Raw genomic sequence first — 14,746 nt, 5'->3', positions numbered from 1 at the left:
GGCAAGTGTTGACAACCCTATTACTGGTTTAATTAAAGAAGGAGTATAAAACCTGTATCAATGATGTTACTAGATATCTACGACACAGGTTTTATATTTAGGTAACTAATGTTCTTATATTTAACTTTGCATTTTTTTATTCTGCAATAGTTGATTCTATTTCTGTTTTCAATTTTTCAAACCACTCTAAATTAACCAAGTGATGTGAACGGGAATTTTCGTTCATACGGCGAAAGTAATCGATTGTGCCGGGAATTTCTTGAGTGATGGACAGGTATTCATCAAGGAGCTCGATTCGAGTTTTAGTCTGATCGATTTGTGATTGAATCAGATCCAGTAATTTATTTTTGTCGAATTCATCGGCAAAGAGTAACGCCCCATAAAATTGCAGGTTCACATATTCCGATTTGGTGCCGTATTTGATCATTAATTTTTCGAATTCTGCCCTTCCCGAATCTGTGACTTTGTAGTTACGGATTTCACGCCCGCTGGTTGAGGGTTTTTGCTGAATCTGTTCAATAAAGCACTTTTCTTCAAGTTGCTGAAGATTGTAATAAAATGAACCTTTCGTGAAGTTAACAATGTATTTGTAATGACGCTTTTCCATTAAGGCCAGAAGTTCATAGCCGTGAGCTCCGGGGTTTTGGATTAGTAAGCCAAGGATAAGTAAGGGAATCATGGTTTCATCACCTTCGCCATCCGCGCCTCAAATTCCGCGTACGTGATTTTACCCGAAGCCAAATCCATACTATGAAGGTAAATCTGTTCTGTTTTAGAATAGTCACCATTCACTTTCAGCGATTGCTCCTCTCCCGAAATGGGTTTCAGGATATGGTACTTTTTCGAAAAAGCCTCGAAATAGCGGTAACCGAATTTGCGTTGTGAAGCTGCGTCTAAATGAATGCCATCAGGATTCGCAGTCAAACCTGCAGCAGTAACAAAATAACAATTCTGTTGTTCATTAGCAAAACGCAGCAATTGTTCATTAACCTGTCGAAATTCAGTCGCGTGCTGTCCAAAACCGGTCTTTCCAAGAAAGTCACCAAGCCCTCCAATAATCAACGGTACCTCATCAAGTTCCAACTCGTTTCTTAGTGTCTCGATGATAAGAGTAAATTTCTCGTAATAAGTTTCATGTAGCGAACGATAACTGTCACTCTCACCTTGGTGCCAAAGGATTCCACAAATTTGACTGGATCGGAGGGCGAAGCGGGCTTCGGACAAAGCATGCTGAAAAAGGATGCCTTCCGGATGCCAGTCATTCAATGAACTGCCACCTTCCGCACAAGGGATTAAGCCAATTTCTTCATCGGGATGAGCTTTCGACCATGCATCTGCAAAAGATGCCGCCAGGCCAACGCCGGAAACCGGACGGTCGTAATTAATCGGCTCTGTCATCATCTGCCACTGTCCATTGCGCAGCATTTTTATTTTTTCATTATAGATCGGGTCTACTTCATTCAAAAATCCACGGCCCGCCATATTCGACTGCCCCAACATTAAAAAAGACTTTATCATCTCATTTTTCACTTCTTTACATCAATATTTTGGTCTAATTAGACTATAGTCAATTCAGTTTGTCTTGTAAAGTCTTAATAAGGTTTTACTTTTATTATTAGTATGTATGAAAAACAAACTAACATTGAAAATTTGGTGGATGTATTTGAGAAATAGCAAGTTCTTTTGCTTTTTCTTATCCAACTATCGGGGGCTTTAGTTCAATAACGATTTTCCACAATCGGGCACGATATATTGAACAAGAACTAAAGGAGTGATACATATTAGTCATGTATAATATGTATCACTCCTTATTTTTTATGGCTTTTTTTGATTTAGGTCTTGATAAATAATGAAAATATAAATGAGAAAAACAACAAAAACCCTTGTCATGTAAGGGTTTCTAAAGGGTTCAAAAATCACTTTATAAATGAGGATTTGATTGAGATATAAATGAGAATCTAAATCTTATTAGTAAACAGAATTAAACATAATAAACCGAAATAAATAATAATAAACTAACTGCGTTTATTTATCTGATTTCCGTCTTTCCTTTAATTGCTCCGTTATAATCTCCAAAGCAGCCTGTAAGATCTCATCTGTTACCTCACCCTCTTTTGCGCAAGGAAAGTTTCAGGATCGTTTAATACTTTTTTTGCTTCATCTTGGAATTCTTTTTCATCGCTTTCTCCTTTAAGAAGATAATCCAAAGAAACATCAAGTATAGTCAGGCTCACGACTACCTAGTTCATATCGGCTTTTTCGGCTGTCCAAGCATATATTATAAATTCCGCTGTGTTTAAGTGCGAAGCTTGTAACAGGTTTAAACGAAAGCCTGATATCTAAAGCCTCGGCAATCCGTTCAAAATTAATTTGTTCTGGTTTTGTAATATCAATCTTCCTGTATAAGTTTTCAATCCAATCCTCTAAATGACTGTTTGTATACCTCAAGATGAAAAACCTCCTTAAAGACGACAATCTAAAAATTGGATTCATTAAATATTAGCATCTAAGATAAAGGTGATGTTTATTGAAGAGCTGCTAAGTAATTAATGACAATAATTGATAATGAAAAGTGTTTAAAAAGAATCTTAATAATCAATCTCCTATCTTAATTGTTGAAGACCAGAAGTACATCTTTATATATACGCATTTAACAAAAGTACTTTTTCGAATAAAATCTATTACCTTGAATTGGATAAGGAAGGGAATTTATCCTTGAAACTCAGCATGAAATTCATATACAATACAGGGGTAGGGTATATAAAATTTAGTTTAGGTGGTGTTTGTTAATGAAAAATCCTGAAATTGAGTCTTTTATTAAGGATGTGGATCGAATTGTTCATGACGGCGGGACTGAAGAGGTTTTGACTGGCAAGATTGCGGAGAGGATGAGACATCTGTTACAGGCCGATAATATTCTCCCTTCACAGTATCGGCAACCGAACCCAAAATACGCTCTGTATCCGTTGTATATTGCTGACGATGAGAGTTTTTCTATCGCGGTTACGGTTTGGGATGTTGGGCAATCCACTCCTGTCCATGATCATGGAACGTGGGGCGTAATTGGAGTAGTGCAAGGAACAGAACACGAAATACAGTATGCATCGCCTTCTAATAAGAATGAGGAACTGATAGCATGTAATGACCGTTATATTCTGCAAGGGGAGGTTGTCGTCTGTTGCTCCACTGACCAAGACCTTCACAAAGTGGAGTGTGCCTCCAATGATCCGTGTGTAGGAATTCATGTGTACGGCGGCAATATTGGAAAAATAGAGCGTCATATCTACGATACACATACGGGGAAAAAACGGGTAGCGGTTAGTCACTGGGTTCCTGTACCAGCTTCCCGACAGTAAGTCGCATCTTTACGCCTAATGACTGTATAAATCATTGAGTAAAGTTTATGTAGCTTACTTTTATTTAACAGATGTGCTTAAAATATAGTAAAGTGGAATAATGGATTAATTAAACTGCATAATAATCAGAATATTTTTAAAAATAACTTGAAAAACATTTTAAATCGAATTACCTTTTCTAAGAAAGGAGGATTAAAATATGAAAATAACTATTGAAGAATTACCTGAATCAAGGATTGCTTACTTCCGAAATGTTGGGGAGTATGGTGAAAAGCAAAACAAAGAATTAATGGAGAATTTTAAAAAGTGGGCAAAATCGAATGGTGTATTTGATAATTCTACAATTTTAGGCATACCACAAGATAACCCAGAGATTACTCCTAAAGAGGAATGTCGTTATGATGTTTGCGTTGTTATAAATAAAGATTTTAATGTGGAAAAACCAGCTCATGTTGGTGAATTTTCTGGTGGGAAATACGCTGTTTTCTTGCTTGACCATATAAAAGAGGCAGTCAGTGAATTTTGGGGCAGTATTTTTACTGAGATAGAAAGAAATAATCTATCAATAAGAGAACAACCAATTATAGAAAGATATACTTCACAAATGATTGATAATCATTTGTGTGAAATATTAGTTCCTATACAGTAACGAAGCAGGGATATTTCCTACCCTCTGTTTAAAGGATGAAAAACATGAGAGGCCTACTATGTATTTCAGATCTAATTGCAATTGAATCACCACAAGAAAATAACACAGATATGATGTTTAAAGTTGAAGCAGTCGATCCACCTGAACGTTGTCCTGAATGTGGTTTTGACAAGTTGTACAAACACAGTTCAAGAAAGAAACCATTATTGATTTGCCCATTCGTTTAAACCGAGTGGGCTTACAATTGAACCGCAGACGATACAAGTGTCGTGAATCTGGGAACGCTTAATATCCATTGATGAAAAACGTAGTATGACCAAAAGGCTTTTAAAGTCCATCCAAGAGCAATCCATGTCTAAGACTTTTGTAGAGGTCGCAGAAAGCGTTGGCGTTGACGAGAAAACCGTATTTTTTTCATTTACACCTTGCAAGGTTTTTAACAAGAAGCCCTCTTTTTCCAATTCGATACTTAGCAGTTTTTTTCACAACAAACGCTCTTTTTTATATATGAAAATGCAAAAGAAACATAAATGAAAATATAAATGAGAAAAACAACAAAAACCCTTGCCACGTAAGGGTTTGTAAGGGATTCAAAAATCACTTTATAAATGAGGATATGAATGAGATATAAATGAGAATCTAAATCTTATTAGTAAACAGAATTAAACATAATAAACAGAAATAAATAATAATAAACTAACTCCGTTTATTTATCTGATTTCCGTCTTTCTTTTAATTGCTCCGTAATAATCTCCAAAGCAGCCTGTAAAATTTCATCAGTTACTTCACCGTCTTTAGCTGCAAGGAATGTTTCAGGATCGTTTAACACTTTTTTTGCATCGTCAGTGATTATATTGGATGATTTATCTTTTCCTCTTAAAAGGTAGTCTGTAGATACATCAAAAAAGTCGGCTATTTTGATTAATGTTTCGTAATCAGGTTCGCGAGTGCCTTGTTCATAATTAGCAAGTTTTCCTCTTGAAAAGCCTAATCTATCTGCGAGTTCATATTGGCTTAGACCTTTTTCTTTTCTTAAAGCCGCTATCCTTTTACCTAACATATACACTCACTCCTTGTTATTAATTATAACTTGGAAACTAAGCGTTTCTACATTTAGAAACAAAAAGTTTCTAAAAACACTTGACGGACACGTTTTGTGTCCTGTATATTATAAATCGTAAAAGGAAACAAAACGTTTCTAAGGGGGTGTTATGAGTGGAAAGGGAAGTTTTGTTTTCCTTACGTGGAAACACGTCAAGAACAGTTGTTGCTAATGACTTAAACATAACTCCACAGATGCTAGGGGCAATTGAAAGAGGGGATAGAACTCCCTCCTTAAGTCTGGCCAAAAAGATTGCAGACTATTATGGTACAACTGTAGATGAAATTTTTTTTACTCAAAATAGACACAAAATGTGTCCTTAATATAAGACAAGGACAGATAAGGGGGCTTAATTATGAAAGTCATCTTGAAAAAAGGACCGCTGTTTGAACAGGCAGAAGCCAAAGCTTACAAATACCTCAGAGGCATACTTGTTCAGCGCATGAATGAACACCAAGAGAAGCTTGCACAACAAAATAAAAAAGAATCAGCCTAAGTCATATATACAGCATGGTCTTTCAACTTCAATTTTAAAACTAAAAACTTAATATATCAGGAGGCAAACATATGGAGAACAACCCATACAACATGCGGAATTTACCGCAGATTATGCGTAGTGCCCGTAAGGCTGCAGGTCTTTCACAATACCAAATCGGCAAGTTAATCGGAGGTAAGGACCAAAGGTATGTTTCAGACGTTGAAAATGGATTTGCTAAGCTTACTCCAGAGTTATGTATCAAGTGGTTTGAGAAGTGCGATGCCTATGAACATATTGATCTTGTACATTACTTATTCAAACTTCATCCTACAGCCGCTGCTCCTATTGATCCGGCACTCAATGAATGTGCAAGTAATGCGGTGATTAATATGGTTCACCAATTGGAGGAAGCACTGCAAGCAACCAAACATTTAGCCCGTTGGCTCACGGATAACCGACCAGGTAAAACAGAGGAGCTGCCAATGGCTGATATTAAGCAGATTTTTGATTTGATTGCGGCTAACAAAACATTGATTTATTCACTTGTTCGTACTCACGGATTGAAAATGCAGGAGCTTGCAGATAGGTGGACACGGAAAGCTCTAGTTGATCAAGTTGCTATGGCAAAACAAGAAGAAAGGCAGGCGGTTTCAATATGAATACTAATCATTTCTTGAAATCAGATGTTCTTATCGTAAAAAGAAAAATCGAATCAGCAGAAGAGCTATCAATCATGCTGTCAGAGGCTTTACGTGATGGTGATTATGAAGAAGCGATTAGTCTTGCTGGAAGCATCAAGGTTCTTACTGAGGATATTAGCCGGCTGGCAAACAAAGGACGCCTTTATGAAACGGCATTGAAAATGCAACAGCAAGGTATCAACTTGACTGTAGTGAGCAGGTGTATAGGATGATGGTTCATTTTGTTCATAAACCGGCAACTGCTCTGGAAGTTCGTAAATGGTGTGCGATGATTCGTAACAATAGTGAATTCCATCTGTTATGGGATAGACGTGCAGACAAATTCAGAGAGGAGAATAAGAATGGTCGAAAATCCAATGGTCATAAACAACTGGCACGATAAGCTGACTGAAACGGATGTGCAAATAGATTTTTACGGTGATGAAGTAACACCAGTTGATGATTATGTAATTGATGGCGGCGAAATCATTCTCAGAGAGAACTTGGAAAGATATTTAAGGGAGCAACTTGGTTTTGAATTTAAAAATGCGCAATAAAAAAGCCCACTCGGCAAAGTGGACTTCTTTAAAGGCTATCTAAAAAACTCATGTGCAAATATTTTATCAGATAGCCTCAATAAAAACAATGGGGGTTAGGGTTATGACAAGAAGAGCTGAGGTTCTTGCTAAGACTTCTGAAATGAGCCGTGATGAATGGCTTATTGAAAGAAGAAAAGGGATTGGCGGCTCAGATGCATCCATTATCTTGGGGTTAAACAAGTGGAAGACACCTTTTGAATTATGGTTAGACAAAACAGGACAGGTCCCTGTTAGTGAATCGCAAAGTGAAGCTGCTTACTTTGGATCATTGCTTGAAGACATTGTTGCAAAAGAATTTGAGATTCGTAGTGGCAAGAAGGTTAGACGTAAAAAAGCAATACTTAGACATCCAGAACATGATTTCATTTTGGCTAATGTAGACCGAATGATCGTTGGTGAAAAAGCGATCCTTGAATGTAAAACAACCTCTGCCTACAACTTAAAAGAATGGGAAGACGAAGAAATCCCCGAAAGCTATATCGTTCAGGTTCAGCATTATTTGGGTGTGCTTGGACCTGAATATCAGAAAGCCTACTTTGCTGTGCTGATCGGGGGGAATAAATTTGTCTGGAAAGAGATTGAAAGAGACGACGAGTTAATTGACATGATCTTTGAAGCAGAGATTGAGTTCTGGAATGACAAGGTCTTAGGCGGACAAGCACCTGCTTTAGATGGTTCGAGTGCGGCGGAGGAATATCTCAAAAAACGATATGCCGAATCGGAAATTAACAAAGCTATTGATTTAACTGGGGTTAATCGAGAACGTATTCAACAATACTTGCTACTTAAAGAACAGATCTCAGAACTTCAAAGCCAGGCAAAAGAATTAGAGAACCAGATCAAACATGAAATGAAGGACGCAGAGTATGGGTTTATCGGAAACTATCAAGCTTGTTGGAAGCCTGTTGTCTCATATCGAGTTGACACGAAAAAGCTCAAAGAGCAGTTTCCGGATATTTACGAGAAGGTCAAAAAGGAAACTCATTTCAGACGTTTTGGAATCAAGGAGGTTAGCTGACTATGGCTACTAATCAATCAATTAAAAACAACATCCAAAAAAAACAAAAAAGCGCTCCTGTTCAGCAACAAGGAGCAACCATGAAAGGCTTGCTTTCCTCATCATCCGTTATTAAGCGATTTGAGGAAGTGTTAGGGAAGAGGGCTACACAGTTTACAGCTTCTATCTTAAGCCTTTATAACAGCGAGCAGATGTTACAGAAAACAGATCCTATGAGCGTTATCTCATCTGCAATGGTGGCAGCTACACTCGACCTGCCTATAGATAAAAACTTAGGGTATGCCTGGATTGTGCCTTATGGAGGAAAGGCTCAATTCCAGCTTGGATACAAAGGATATATACAGCTTGCCTTGCGAACAGGCCAATATAAATCCATCAATTGCATACCGATTCATGAAGGCGAATTGCAGATGTGGAATCCATTGACTGAAGAAATCGAGATTGATTTTGAAAAACGAGAATCAGACGTGGTAATTGGTTATGCAGCTTATTTTGAGTTGATAAATGGCTTCCGAAAAACAGTGTACTGGACAAAGGCACAAGTGGAGAAGCACAAAAAGAAATTCAGTAAGTCTGATTTTGGATGGAAAAATGACTGGGATGCTATGGCACTTAAGACTGTATTAAAAGCAGTTTTGAGTAAGTGGGGAATTCTCTCTGTGGAAATGCAAAAAGCCGTTATTGAGGAAGATGAAATAAGGGAACGGATTGACATTACCAATGAAGCGGATAGTTCAGAAATTATCGATTCCGAGCCTTCAAACAAAGACGAACCGGAAAAAACAAGCGAACAAGAAGCTGATCCTTTTGACGGCAAGCCTGTAGATATAAAAGACGATGAACTTCCGTTTGATTGAGGTCGGCATCTCTGACATAACTGCACTCTGTGAAAGGAAGTAGGTGATTGACTTGGACATCAAAGCAATGGGGTATGTGGTCATACCCCGACTACCATTCGAAGAGTTTAGGGATGAAAAAATTTATGATCACTTGTTCAAAAGAGCTGAATACAGGCCAAATCAAGAGCTAGAGCTTGGGCAGACCATTATAAAAGTTGTGGAACTTGCAAAAGATTTTAACTGGTCAGCTGCACAGATCAAATACTCACTAGACCGAATGGAGAAACAGGGATATATCAAATTGCACCGTCTTCCACAAAAAAGAGGGTTCATCGTCACCATACTTCATTATGCAGACTACATACAACTAGGAAATTACATGAAGAAAAAAGCTTTGGAACCAGCTGAGATTGAACATCAGGAGGTCGATGACAAAATGAAAAATGCCTTTGAGCTATATGAAAACAAAGTTGCTCGGTCAGTCGGTCCTATAGAGGCACAGCGAATTGGATACATGGTCGACGATTATGGTGAAGAAAAAGTGATGGAGGCTATCAAGACAGCTTTTCAATTAAAGGGGAAATCAGCTAGTTTGTCATACGTTCAAGCCATTTTATCAAATCCATTCACTCAAAAAAGAAAGGAGAAACAATATGGCTATAAACAAAGCAGTCAGTATAGACACCGCATTCCAAAAGATCATGCAGGAACTTCGGGAAAGGTCTGCCCGCTTTTTGGGAACAAAACAGGCCGTATCAGAAGAAAAGGCTGAATTTGATTGTACTTATTGTAAGGATCGTGGAATTGTCGTTTATCGGGTCCATAAAGATACTCCATGGCATTTAGATGATCAGTTAGATCTTATGGTTCCAGACGATATGGTATCGGAAGATGATTTTCTTTTGGGGAAGGTTTGCACGCCGGACAAAGCTAGTGAATGGAAAGATACTTATTCAAAACAGTGTGAATGTGTGAGACGAAAGAAAATAGCCAGACTCATGTCAGCTAGTGGCATTACAGAAGAGTTTGAAAAGCTTCTCTTTGGTAACTTCATCACGGACGGTAAGCCAGACATGATCAAAGATGCTTATGAATGTGCAGTGGAATACTATAAAGATTTTCAAAAAATCAAAGGAGAACGGCAAAACAGTATCGCATTACTCGGACAGCCAGGTAGCGGTAAAACTCATTTGCTCACAGCGATTATGAATAATCTGATCAAGAAAAAATCAGTACACTGCATGTATTTCCCTTACGTAGAGGGCATGGGTGATTTGAAAGCTAACTTTGATAACTTAGAAGCGAAACTCGATGCCATGAGAAAGGTTGAAGTTCTATTCATTGATGACTTATTCAAACCAATAAACGGTCAGCCAAGGGCAACCGATTGGCAGGTTGAACAAATCCAGTCAGTCTTAAACTACCGATATTTAAATCACAAGCCTTTGCTGATTTCTTCAGAGCTAACAATTGATGAGATTTTGGACATTGACGAGGCTCTTGGTTCACGAATTCACCAGATGTGTCGTGATTACATAGTGATTATTAAAGGTGATCGAATGCAATTAAATCATAGGTTAGGTGATTGGGAATGAAGGAGAAAACGAATGTAAAAGCAGCTGATGGACTTTATATATTCGGACCTCTAAGTCCTACAGAAGGTAAAGATCTTACACCAACAATCTGTTTACTTGAGGAAAAAATAAAGCAAATGGAGCGGATGCTGAGTGCTTAAAGCAGTCGTGTCTCTGCTGGCAGTTTTAATCTCGGCACCGAGGATAGAAAAAGAAATTCAGCTATGGGAACAACTTGACGGGAGGTAAAGAACAGTTGGATTGCATTAAGTTCACTGTTTATGGTGAGCCAGTCGCACAAGGAAGGCCTCGTGGATCAATACGAAATGGGAAGGTGCATATGCGAGATCCAGCAAAATCAAAGTATTTTAAACAGTATGTAGCTTTGGTGGCGTCTCAGTATCGTCCTGAGAATGTTATTACTGGTCCTGTTGCAATGGATGTCAAAGTGTACAGACCAATGCCAAAATCGGTTTCAAACTCATCAAAGAAGAAAGAAAAAGCTGAAAAGGGTCTTCTGCGGCCTACTACAAAGCCTGATGTTGATAACAATGTAAAGGGTGTAAAAGATGCTCTGAACCATCTTATTTATAAAGATGATAGCCAAGTAGTGGACCTGAAAGTTAGCAAGTTTTATAGCGAAGAGCCGAGAGTGGAAGTCATGATAAGAGAGGTTTCTGCTTAAAAATAAAAAACACCGAAGCGCTTAGCTTCAGTGTTCTTGATATGAACTGGTACTTCTATCATAACACAGGGGGCGCTTTGAGTGTACAATCCAAGAGAAATAAACATCAAAAAAGACTTCACTATTCAGCAGAAGATTGATCCAGGGAAAGTTAAGATCATTGTTTTAGATGGGAATCAATGTACAGCCCATGTCTTAGATGCTCCTGAGCACGGTAAAACGGTGATCCAGACGGTAAAGGGCAGTTTTGCGCGGGTTGACCATGAGATAGGTTACAAAGTTAAGTAGCAGGGGCTTTTCCTCTGCAAGGGATGAACGGACATGAAAGCGAAACTTGCAATGGTAGGGGCAATCATTTCATTTACGGCTGCAGCTTACTTTAAAGATATTGATAAGTATATAGAGAAAAAGCGTTGAATATTGCATAGTAAACGAGTCGATCAAAGAAAAAAGCAGGCCTGGTGGCCTGCTAATTGCTAATTAAAAGTGATATTTTTTGGTGTATGAATCAGGGAATTTAGCTCCCACTGATTGTCCACCAATGTTTACACCCAATAAAAATGATCCTTTTATGTGAATCTTAACTCCTCTATTTTTATCATAAAAAGAGTAGTTTGACATTGATTGATGCCAAGAAGATGGGAAGCTTGAAGAGTCAGACTTAATGGATGTTACTTTTTTGAATTTTTTAGATTTTCCTGATCCTGTGTATGTATATTTGAAGTCAATCCACATATCATATGGTAACCAAACAGAATATGCCCATCTTAAACTTTCTGCATTACTCCAACGAATTCTTTTTGTTCCTGTCTTTGTAGAAGATGCAGCTAAGAATGTATAGCTAGTTGGAGTTGTGTTATCATTATACTCCTGAATGTTCTGCTTCTTATTTTTCGAAGCTTTTTCATAATCAGCAACAGCTTTCTTAAATTCTTCTACATTATCAAATTTGATTGTAGGTGTACCTTTTGGTAAGTTATAAACTAGCTCCACGCTATCTGTTTGCTTATCAAACTTTTGAAGTTCTTGTTTGATAGTTTTTTGGTCTTTTTGGACTGCTGTTGTAGCTTTAGTATTGAATGGAGTAAATATTAAAGCTGTACAGAGTGCGACTAAAACTGCGACTTTTTTCATGTTGAAAACTCCTTTGTATAATAATGTAACGTATGATATAATAACATGTAAAACTATGGTAGTCTATATATTTTTGAAAAAAAGGAGAAATTATGAAGTTGTCAAGAAAGAAAGTATATTCTCTTTTAAGTATTATCACAGTTGTAATCTTGTCTCTTATCCCTGGATTAGGTCTATTTGCTGATAATGAATTTTCTAAGCCTCATTATTTATTTGGATATCCAGCTAAATGGTTTGGTTATTCTGGTGATTTTCTTTTTAGTTTTCAAGTCTTTAATTTGTTGTTCAATTTTGCTCTTTTCTATTTTGTCTATGCAATATTAGATAAACTACGTAAAGTTCTATGGGAAAATCTATTACACATTAAAAACAGACTCTCAAACAGATAAAAATAAAATACATGTCCTAGACGGAAAGCCTGCGGACACTGAACTTACAGCATTTACGTTGTTTGTTTGGTGTCCGTTTTTTATTTGGAAAAGGAGGACACAATCATGCATCGAAAAGAAATTGAAAATTTAATCAATAGCTATTACTGGATGGTGAAAGAGGTTCAACGGTTGCAGAGAGTACTCTATGGTTCAGTAATTCCAATGAAAAATTGGGGAGTTGCTCAATATGGATTAGAAGCTGTTATGCCAAAAGGAAGTCCCGGGAAGAGTCAGGCTGAGTTGCGGCAAATGGACATGAGAGAAGAACGTCTTTTCAAACGTCTTAAGTATTATGAAGAACGAGTATATGCAGTGGAGTTAGGTGCCGAAATAATCAAAGGGGAGCAGCATAAAGTCATTTATGATTGCATGATGGAGGGGATGAGTTACCGTGCTATTGGTCTTCATCTTGGTATTTCAAGGGAAACTGTACGCAAAATGAAAGACGAATTGATCAGCCAATTATGCCAAGATTGCCACTTTGAGCGTTTGTTGAATCCGAAAAAATCTGTAGTGTAAAATGGGAGGCAGGTCGGCGCGGCAGGTTCTCATACCCCCCCCAATATAGTGACAAAGAAAGTTACTGTAACACTGAAGGGAAATCTTCTTTCATGTCGAAATATATGGAGAAAAGAAGATTGGGGGATAAGTATATGAACAATAAGAATTTTAGCTTTGAAAATTCTGAAGAAATGTTAAATTTCGCAACTAAGTATGTTAAAGAAAAAGGATTTCAATTGAAATTGTTTCCAGGTCATACTACTGAAAACTCTGATGGTGTTGACGTAACAATAGGTACTTCAGGATTTGTAACTAACAGTAAGAGTCATACTTTCACATTATACTTTGGGTCAAGTGAAGATATAAAAAGGCAAATAGACGAAGTTATAAAAAGTATTGAATAGTATAGCACCCACTGGGGTGTTTTTTATATTCTCTGTATACTGGGTTCAATTAATGTAGGAGCTGATCAAATTGACTAATAGTTTTTCGTTCGACAAATTCTGCAAAATATTCTTTGTCATAATCTCTTGCCGATATTAAGGTAGGAGGTGAAAACATGACAAGAACAATTAATGTTAATCAGCAACATTTGTTAGAACAGTTAGCAGGCGGATCGGTAAACCGTCAATGCACAATAGAAGCTCTAATTGATATTCTCATCGATAAAAAGGTGTTTACCGAAGAAGAATTCGTTAAATATCAAATGCATCATTTAGAACATTCAGCAGATGAGCACTCTGCGGAGCTTTTAGGGATCAGTAAGGAAGATTACATAAAGAGCAGAAGATCATGAGGCATCCTTAGGATGTCTTTTATATTGGTTCAAACGAAGATAATATCGGGTATTAAGAACCAGTACTTATTATTCGAATAATTTGATATTGAAGTATCAAGGAAAAAAACGCCTAAAAACCAAATACTTAGTGTAAAATGATAACAATATCATCTGTTTAAGGGGGGGGGGCACTTATGGAATTGGTAGCTCTTTTTAAAGTATTAAAAATTATATTTGCTGCTTTGCCATGGTTGATAAGTGTAGGAGCTCTCCACCAATTTTTATATAATAAATTTCCAAAGTATTATTTCTTCTTCGTTAAAAAATTTAAAAAATGGAGAGATACGAAGTGGAAATTAACTGTCAGCTTTGATGTGCGTAAAGATGTTGATTTTTTTAGGTCTCTAGAAGGCGTCATCGATGACATTTATAAAAGAAAGCACAGAGTTTTTAATCTGAAAAATAAAAAACAGTATGAATTTTCCGATTATACATTGACTGTTCAATATGATTTGGACTGTCGTGAAGGTGAGTATGTAACTGTTGACCTGTTATTCGGTAATATAACAGCTACAAAGTCAACTGCAGTTGAGAAGCTTAGAAGTTTACGTCGCTTTTTTAGCACGCTCAGTAGTAGGGTTGATTTAAAAAATGAAAACTACAGCATGAAGATCTATTTCATAACTATGAAGAATCCATTTTTCGGTTTAATGATACAAAGGCTTGGACCAGAGCATATAAAATATTTTCACTGTTCCTTTCCGATAAATACGTTATCACAAAAAGCCTTCAACCAGAGAGTAGAACAACAAGAAATCGATCAAGAATTAACAGTTTATAAGGACTATATATCTATAAATCACCATAATTATGATACAATAGAAGATGTTACAAGAAAATGTCTATTGTTGGAGGGGTGATT

24 protein-coding genes and 3 pseudogenes are annotated in these 14,746 nt (G+C 37.1%); 21 read left to right on the top strand and 6 right to left on the bottom strand.

The window, feature by feature from the left end:
• Positions 1-136: 136 nt before the first annotated feature.
• From NYE56_RS12960 to NYE56_RS12950, 4 genes and pseudogenes are all read right to left on the bottom strand, one after another.
• Complete coding sequence (locus NYE56_RS12960) at positions 137-679, bottom strand: PadR family transcriptional regulator (protein WP_015483459.1); 543 nt, start codon at positions 677-679, stop codon at positions 137-139.
• Positions 676-1,518, bottom strand: a complete 843-nt coding sequence (locus NYE56_RS12955) for a sialate O-acetylesterase (protein WP_341283955.1) — start codon at positions 1,516-1,518, stop codon at positions 676-678. Before NYE56_RS12955 ends, NYE56_RS12960 begins: the two co-directional genes overlap by 4 nt.
• A gap of 507 nt (positions 1,519-2,025) precedes the next feature.
• Positions 2,026-2,250 (bottom strand): annotated as a pseudogene (locus NYE56_RS21340) (transcriptional regulator); the annotation flags it as partial.
• A pseudogene (locus NYE56_RS12950) lies at positions 2,245-2,448 on the bottom strand (ImmA/IrrE family metallo-endopeptidase); the annotation flags it as partial. The pseudogenes NYE56_RS12950 and NYE56_RS21340, both read right to left, overlap by 6 nt.
• Before the next feature lie 341 nt (positions 2,449-2,789).
• Here NYE56_RS12950 and NYE56_RS12945 point away from each other — a divergent pair.
• The 3 genes and pseudogenes from NYE56_RS12945 to NYE56_RS12935 form a co-directional block, all read left to right on the top strand.
• Positions 2,790-3,356 (top strand): cysteine dioxygenase family protein, encoded by a 567-nt coding sequence (locus NYE56_RS12945; RefSeq protein ID WP_341283954.1) that lies wholly within the window; start codon positions 2,790-2,792, stop codon positions 3,354-3,356.
• A gap of 199 nt (positions 3,357-3,555) precedes the next feature.
• Positions 3,556-4,005, top strand: coding sequence for an AraC family transcriptional regulator (locus tag NYE56_RS12940; RefSeq protein WP_341283953.1), 450 nt, complete (start codon positions 3,556-3,558; stop codon positions 4,003-4,005).
• Positions 4,006-4,049: 44 nt separating this feature from the next.
• A pseudogene (locus NYE56_RS12935) lies at positions 4,050-4,413 on the top strand (transposase family protein); the annotation flags it as partial.
• Positions 4,414-4,711: 298 nt separating this feature from the next.
• Here the strand turns inward: NYE56_RS12935 and NYE56_RS12930 are convergent.
• Positions 4,712-5,065, bottom strand: coding sequence for a helix-turn-helix domain-containing protein (locus tag NYE56_RS12930; protein ID WP_021480133.1), 354 nt, complete (start codon positions 5,063-5,065; stop codon positions 4,712-4,714).
• 155 nt (positions 5,066-5,220) lie between these two features.
• On the opposite strand from NYE56_RS12930, the gene NYE56_RS12925 reads away from it, so the two are divergent.
• The 13 genes from NYE56_RS12925 (at position 5,221) to NYE56_RS12865 (ending at position 11,268) form a co-directional block, all read left to right on the top strand.
• Complete coding sequence (locus NYE56_RS12925) at positions 5,221-5,430, top strand: helix-turn-helix transcriptional regulator (protein ID WP_341283952.1); 210 nt, start codon at positions 5,221-5,223, stop codon at positions 5,428-5,430.
• 32 nt (positions 5,431-5,462) lie between these two features.
• Positions 5,463-5,603, top strand: coding sequence for a hypothetical protein (locus NYE56_RS12920; protein ID WP_088679343.1), 141 nt, complete (start codon positions 5,463-5,465; stop codon positions 5,601-5,603).
• 71 nt (positions 5,604-5,674) lie between these two features.
• Entirely contained in the window at positions 5,675-6,244 is a 570-nt protein-coding gene (locus tag NYE56_RS12915; protein WP_341283951.1) for a helix-turn-helix domain-containing protein, read from the top strand.
• Positions 6,241-6,498, top strand: a complete 258-nt coding sequence (locus NYE56_RS12910; RefSeq protein WP_341283950.1) for a YqaH family protein — start codon at positions 6,241-6,243, stop codon at positions 6,496-6,498. The genes NYE56_RS12915 and NYE56_RS12910 overlap by 4 nt, the downstream gene beginning before the upstream one ends.
• The gene (locus NYE56_RS12905) at positions 6,495-6,668 is read left to right on the top strand and encodes a hypothetical protein (RefSeq protein ID WP_120028409.1); all 174 of its coding nucleotides are present in this window, start codon (positions 6,495-6,497) and stop codon (positions 6,666-6,668) included. The genes NYE56_RS12910 and NYE56_RS12905 overlap by 4 nt, the downstream gene beginning before the upstream one ends.
• Positions 6,628-6,822, top strand: coding sequence for a YqaI family protein (locus NYE56_RS12900; RefSeq protein ID WP_003229905.1), 195 nt, complete (start codon positions 6,628-6,630; stop codon positions 6,820-6,822). Before NYE56_RS12905 ends, NYE56_RS12900 begins: the two co-directional genes overlap by 41 nt.
• Before the next feature lie 103 nt (positions 6,823-6,925).
• Complete coding sequence (locus NYE56_RS12895) at positions 6,926-7,882, top strand: YqaJ viral recombinase family nuclease (RefSeq protein WP_445684727.1); 957 nt, start codon at positions 6,926-6,928, stop codon at positions 7,880-7,882.
• 2 nt (positions 7,883-7,884) lie between these two features.
• Entirely contained in the window at positions 7,885-8,739 is an 855-nt protein-coding gene (locus NYE56_RS12890) for a recombinase RecT (RefSeq protein WP_341283949.1), read from the top strand.
• A gap of 76 nt (positions 8,740-8,815) precedes the next feature.
• Positions 8,816-9,493, top strand: coding sequence for a DnaD domain protein (locus NYE56_RS12885; RefSeq protein ID WP_154232102.1), 678 nt, complete (start codon positions 8,816-8,818; stop codon positions 9,491-9,493).
• Positions 9,375-10,316, top strand: a complete 942-nt coding sequence (locus NYE56_RS12880; RefSeq protein ID WP_341283948.1) for an ATP-binding protein — start codon at positions 9,375-9,377, stop codon at positions 10,314-10,316. The genes NYE56_RS12885 and NYE56_RS12880 overlap by 119 nt, the downstream gene beginning before the upstream one ends.
• A complete protein-coding gene (locus tag NYE56_RS12875) occupies positions 10,307-10,456 on the top strand; it encodes a hypothetical protein (protein WP_088679336.1) in 150 nt (49 codons plus the stop codon). Before NYE56_RS12880 ends, NYE56_RS12875 begins: the two co-directional genes overlap by 10 nt.
• A 95-nt stretch (positions 10,457-10,551) precedes the next feature.
• Complete coding sequence (locus tag NYE56_RS12870) at positions 10,552-10,980, top strand: RusA family crossover junction endodeoxyribonuclease (protein ID WP_341283947.1); 429 nt, start codon at positions 10,552-10,554, stop codon at positions 10,978-10,980.
• Between the two features lie 81 nt (positions 10,981-11,061).
• The gene (locus NYE56_RS12865) at positions 11,062-11,268 is read left to right on the top strand and encodes an XtrA/YqaO family protein (protein WP_341283946.1); all 207 of its coding nucleotides are present in this window, start codon (positions 11,062-11,064) and stop codon (positions 11,266-11,268) included.
• Positions 11,269-11,460: 192 nt separating this feature from the next.
• On the opposite strand, the gene NYE56_RS12860 is transcribed toward NYE56_RS12865, so the two are convergent.
• Complete coding sequence (locus tag NYE56_RS12860) at positions 11,461-12,114, bottom strand: hypothetical protein (RefSeq protein ID WP_341283945.1); 654 nt, start codon at positions 12,112-12,114, stop codon at positions 11,461-11,463.
• Positions 12,115-12,212: 98 nt separating this feature from the next.
• Between NYE56_RS12860 and NYE56_RS12855 the strand changes: the two genes are divergently transcribed.
• The 5 genes from NYE56_RS12855 (at position 12,213) to NYE56_RS12835 (ending at position 14,744) form a co-directional block, all read left to right on the top strand.
• Entirely contained in the window at positions 12,213-12,503 is a 291-nt protein-coding gene (locus tag NYE56_RS12855; RefSeq protein ID WP_341283944.1) for a hypothetical protein, read from the top strand.
• A gap of 105 nt (positions 12,504-12,608) precedes the next feature.
• On the top strand, positions 12,609-13,064 hold the full coding sequence (locus NYE56_RS12850; protein ID WP_341283943.1) for a sigma-70 family RNA polymerase sigma factor: 456 nt from the start codon (positions 12,609-12,611) through the stop codon (positions 13,062-13,064).
• Positions 13,065-13,198: 134 nt separating this feature from the next.
• A complete protein-coding gene (locus NYE56_RS12845) occupies positions 13,199-13,450 on the top strand; it encodes a hypothetical protein (RefSeq protein ID WP_341283942.1) in 252 nt (83 codons plus the stop codon).
• Positions 13,451-13,605: 155 nt separating this feature from the next.
• Positions 13,606-13,842, top strand: coding sequence for a hypothetical protein (locus NYE56_RS12840; RefSeq protein ID WP_044455020.1), 237 nt, complete (start codon positions 13,606-13,608; stop codon positions 13,840-13,842).
• A 176-nt stretch (positions 13,843-14,018) separates the two neighbouring features.
• A complete protein-coding gene (locus NYE56_RS12835; protein ID WP_044455018.1) occupies positions 14,019-14,744 on the top strand; it encodes a hypothetical protein in 726 nt (241 codons plus the stop codon).
• Positions 14,745-14,746 lie beyond the last annotated feature (2 nt).

It is taken from the genome of Bacillus sp. FSL R5-0603, assembly GCF_038050295.1.
Taxonomy (GTDB): domain Bacteria; phylum Bacillota; class Bacilli; order Bacillales; family Bacillaceae; genus Bacillus; species Bacillus subtilis.
This window is presented reverse-complemented; position numbering and strand designations above follow the sequence as displayed.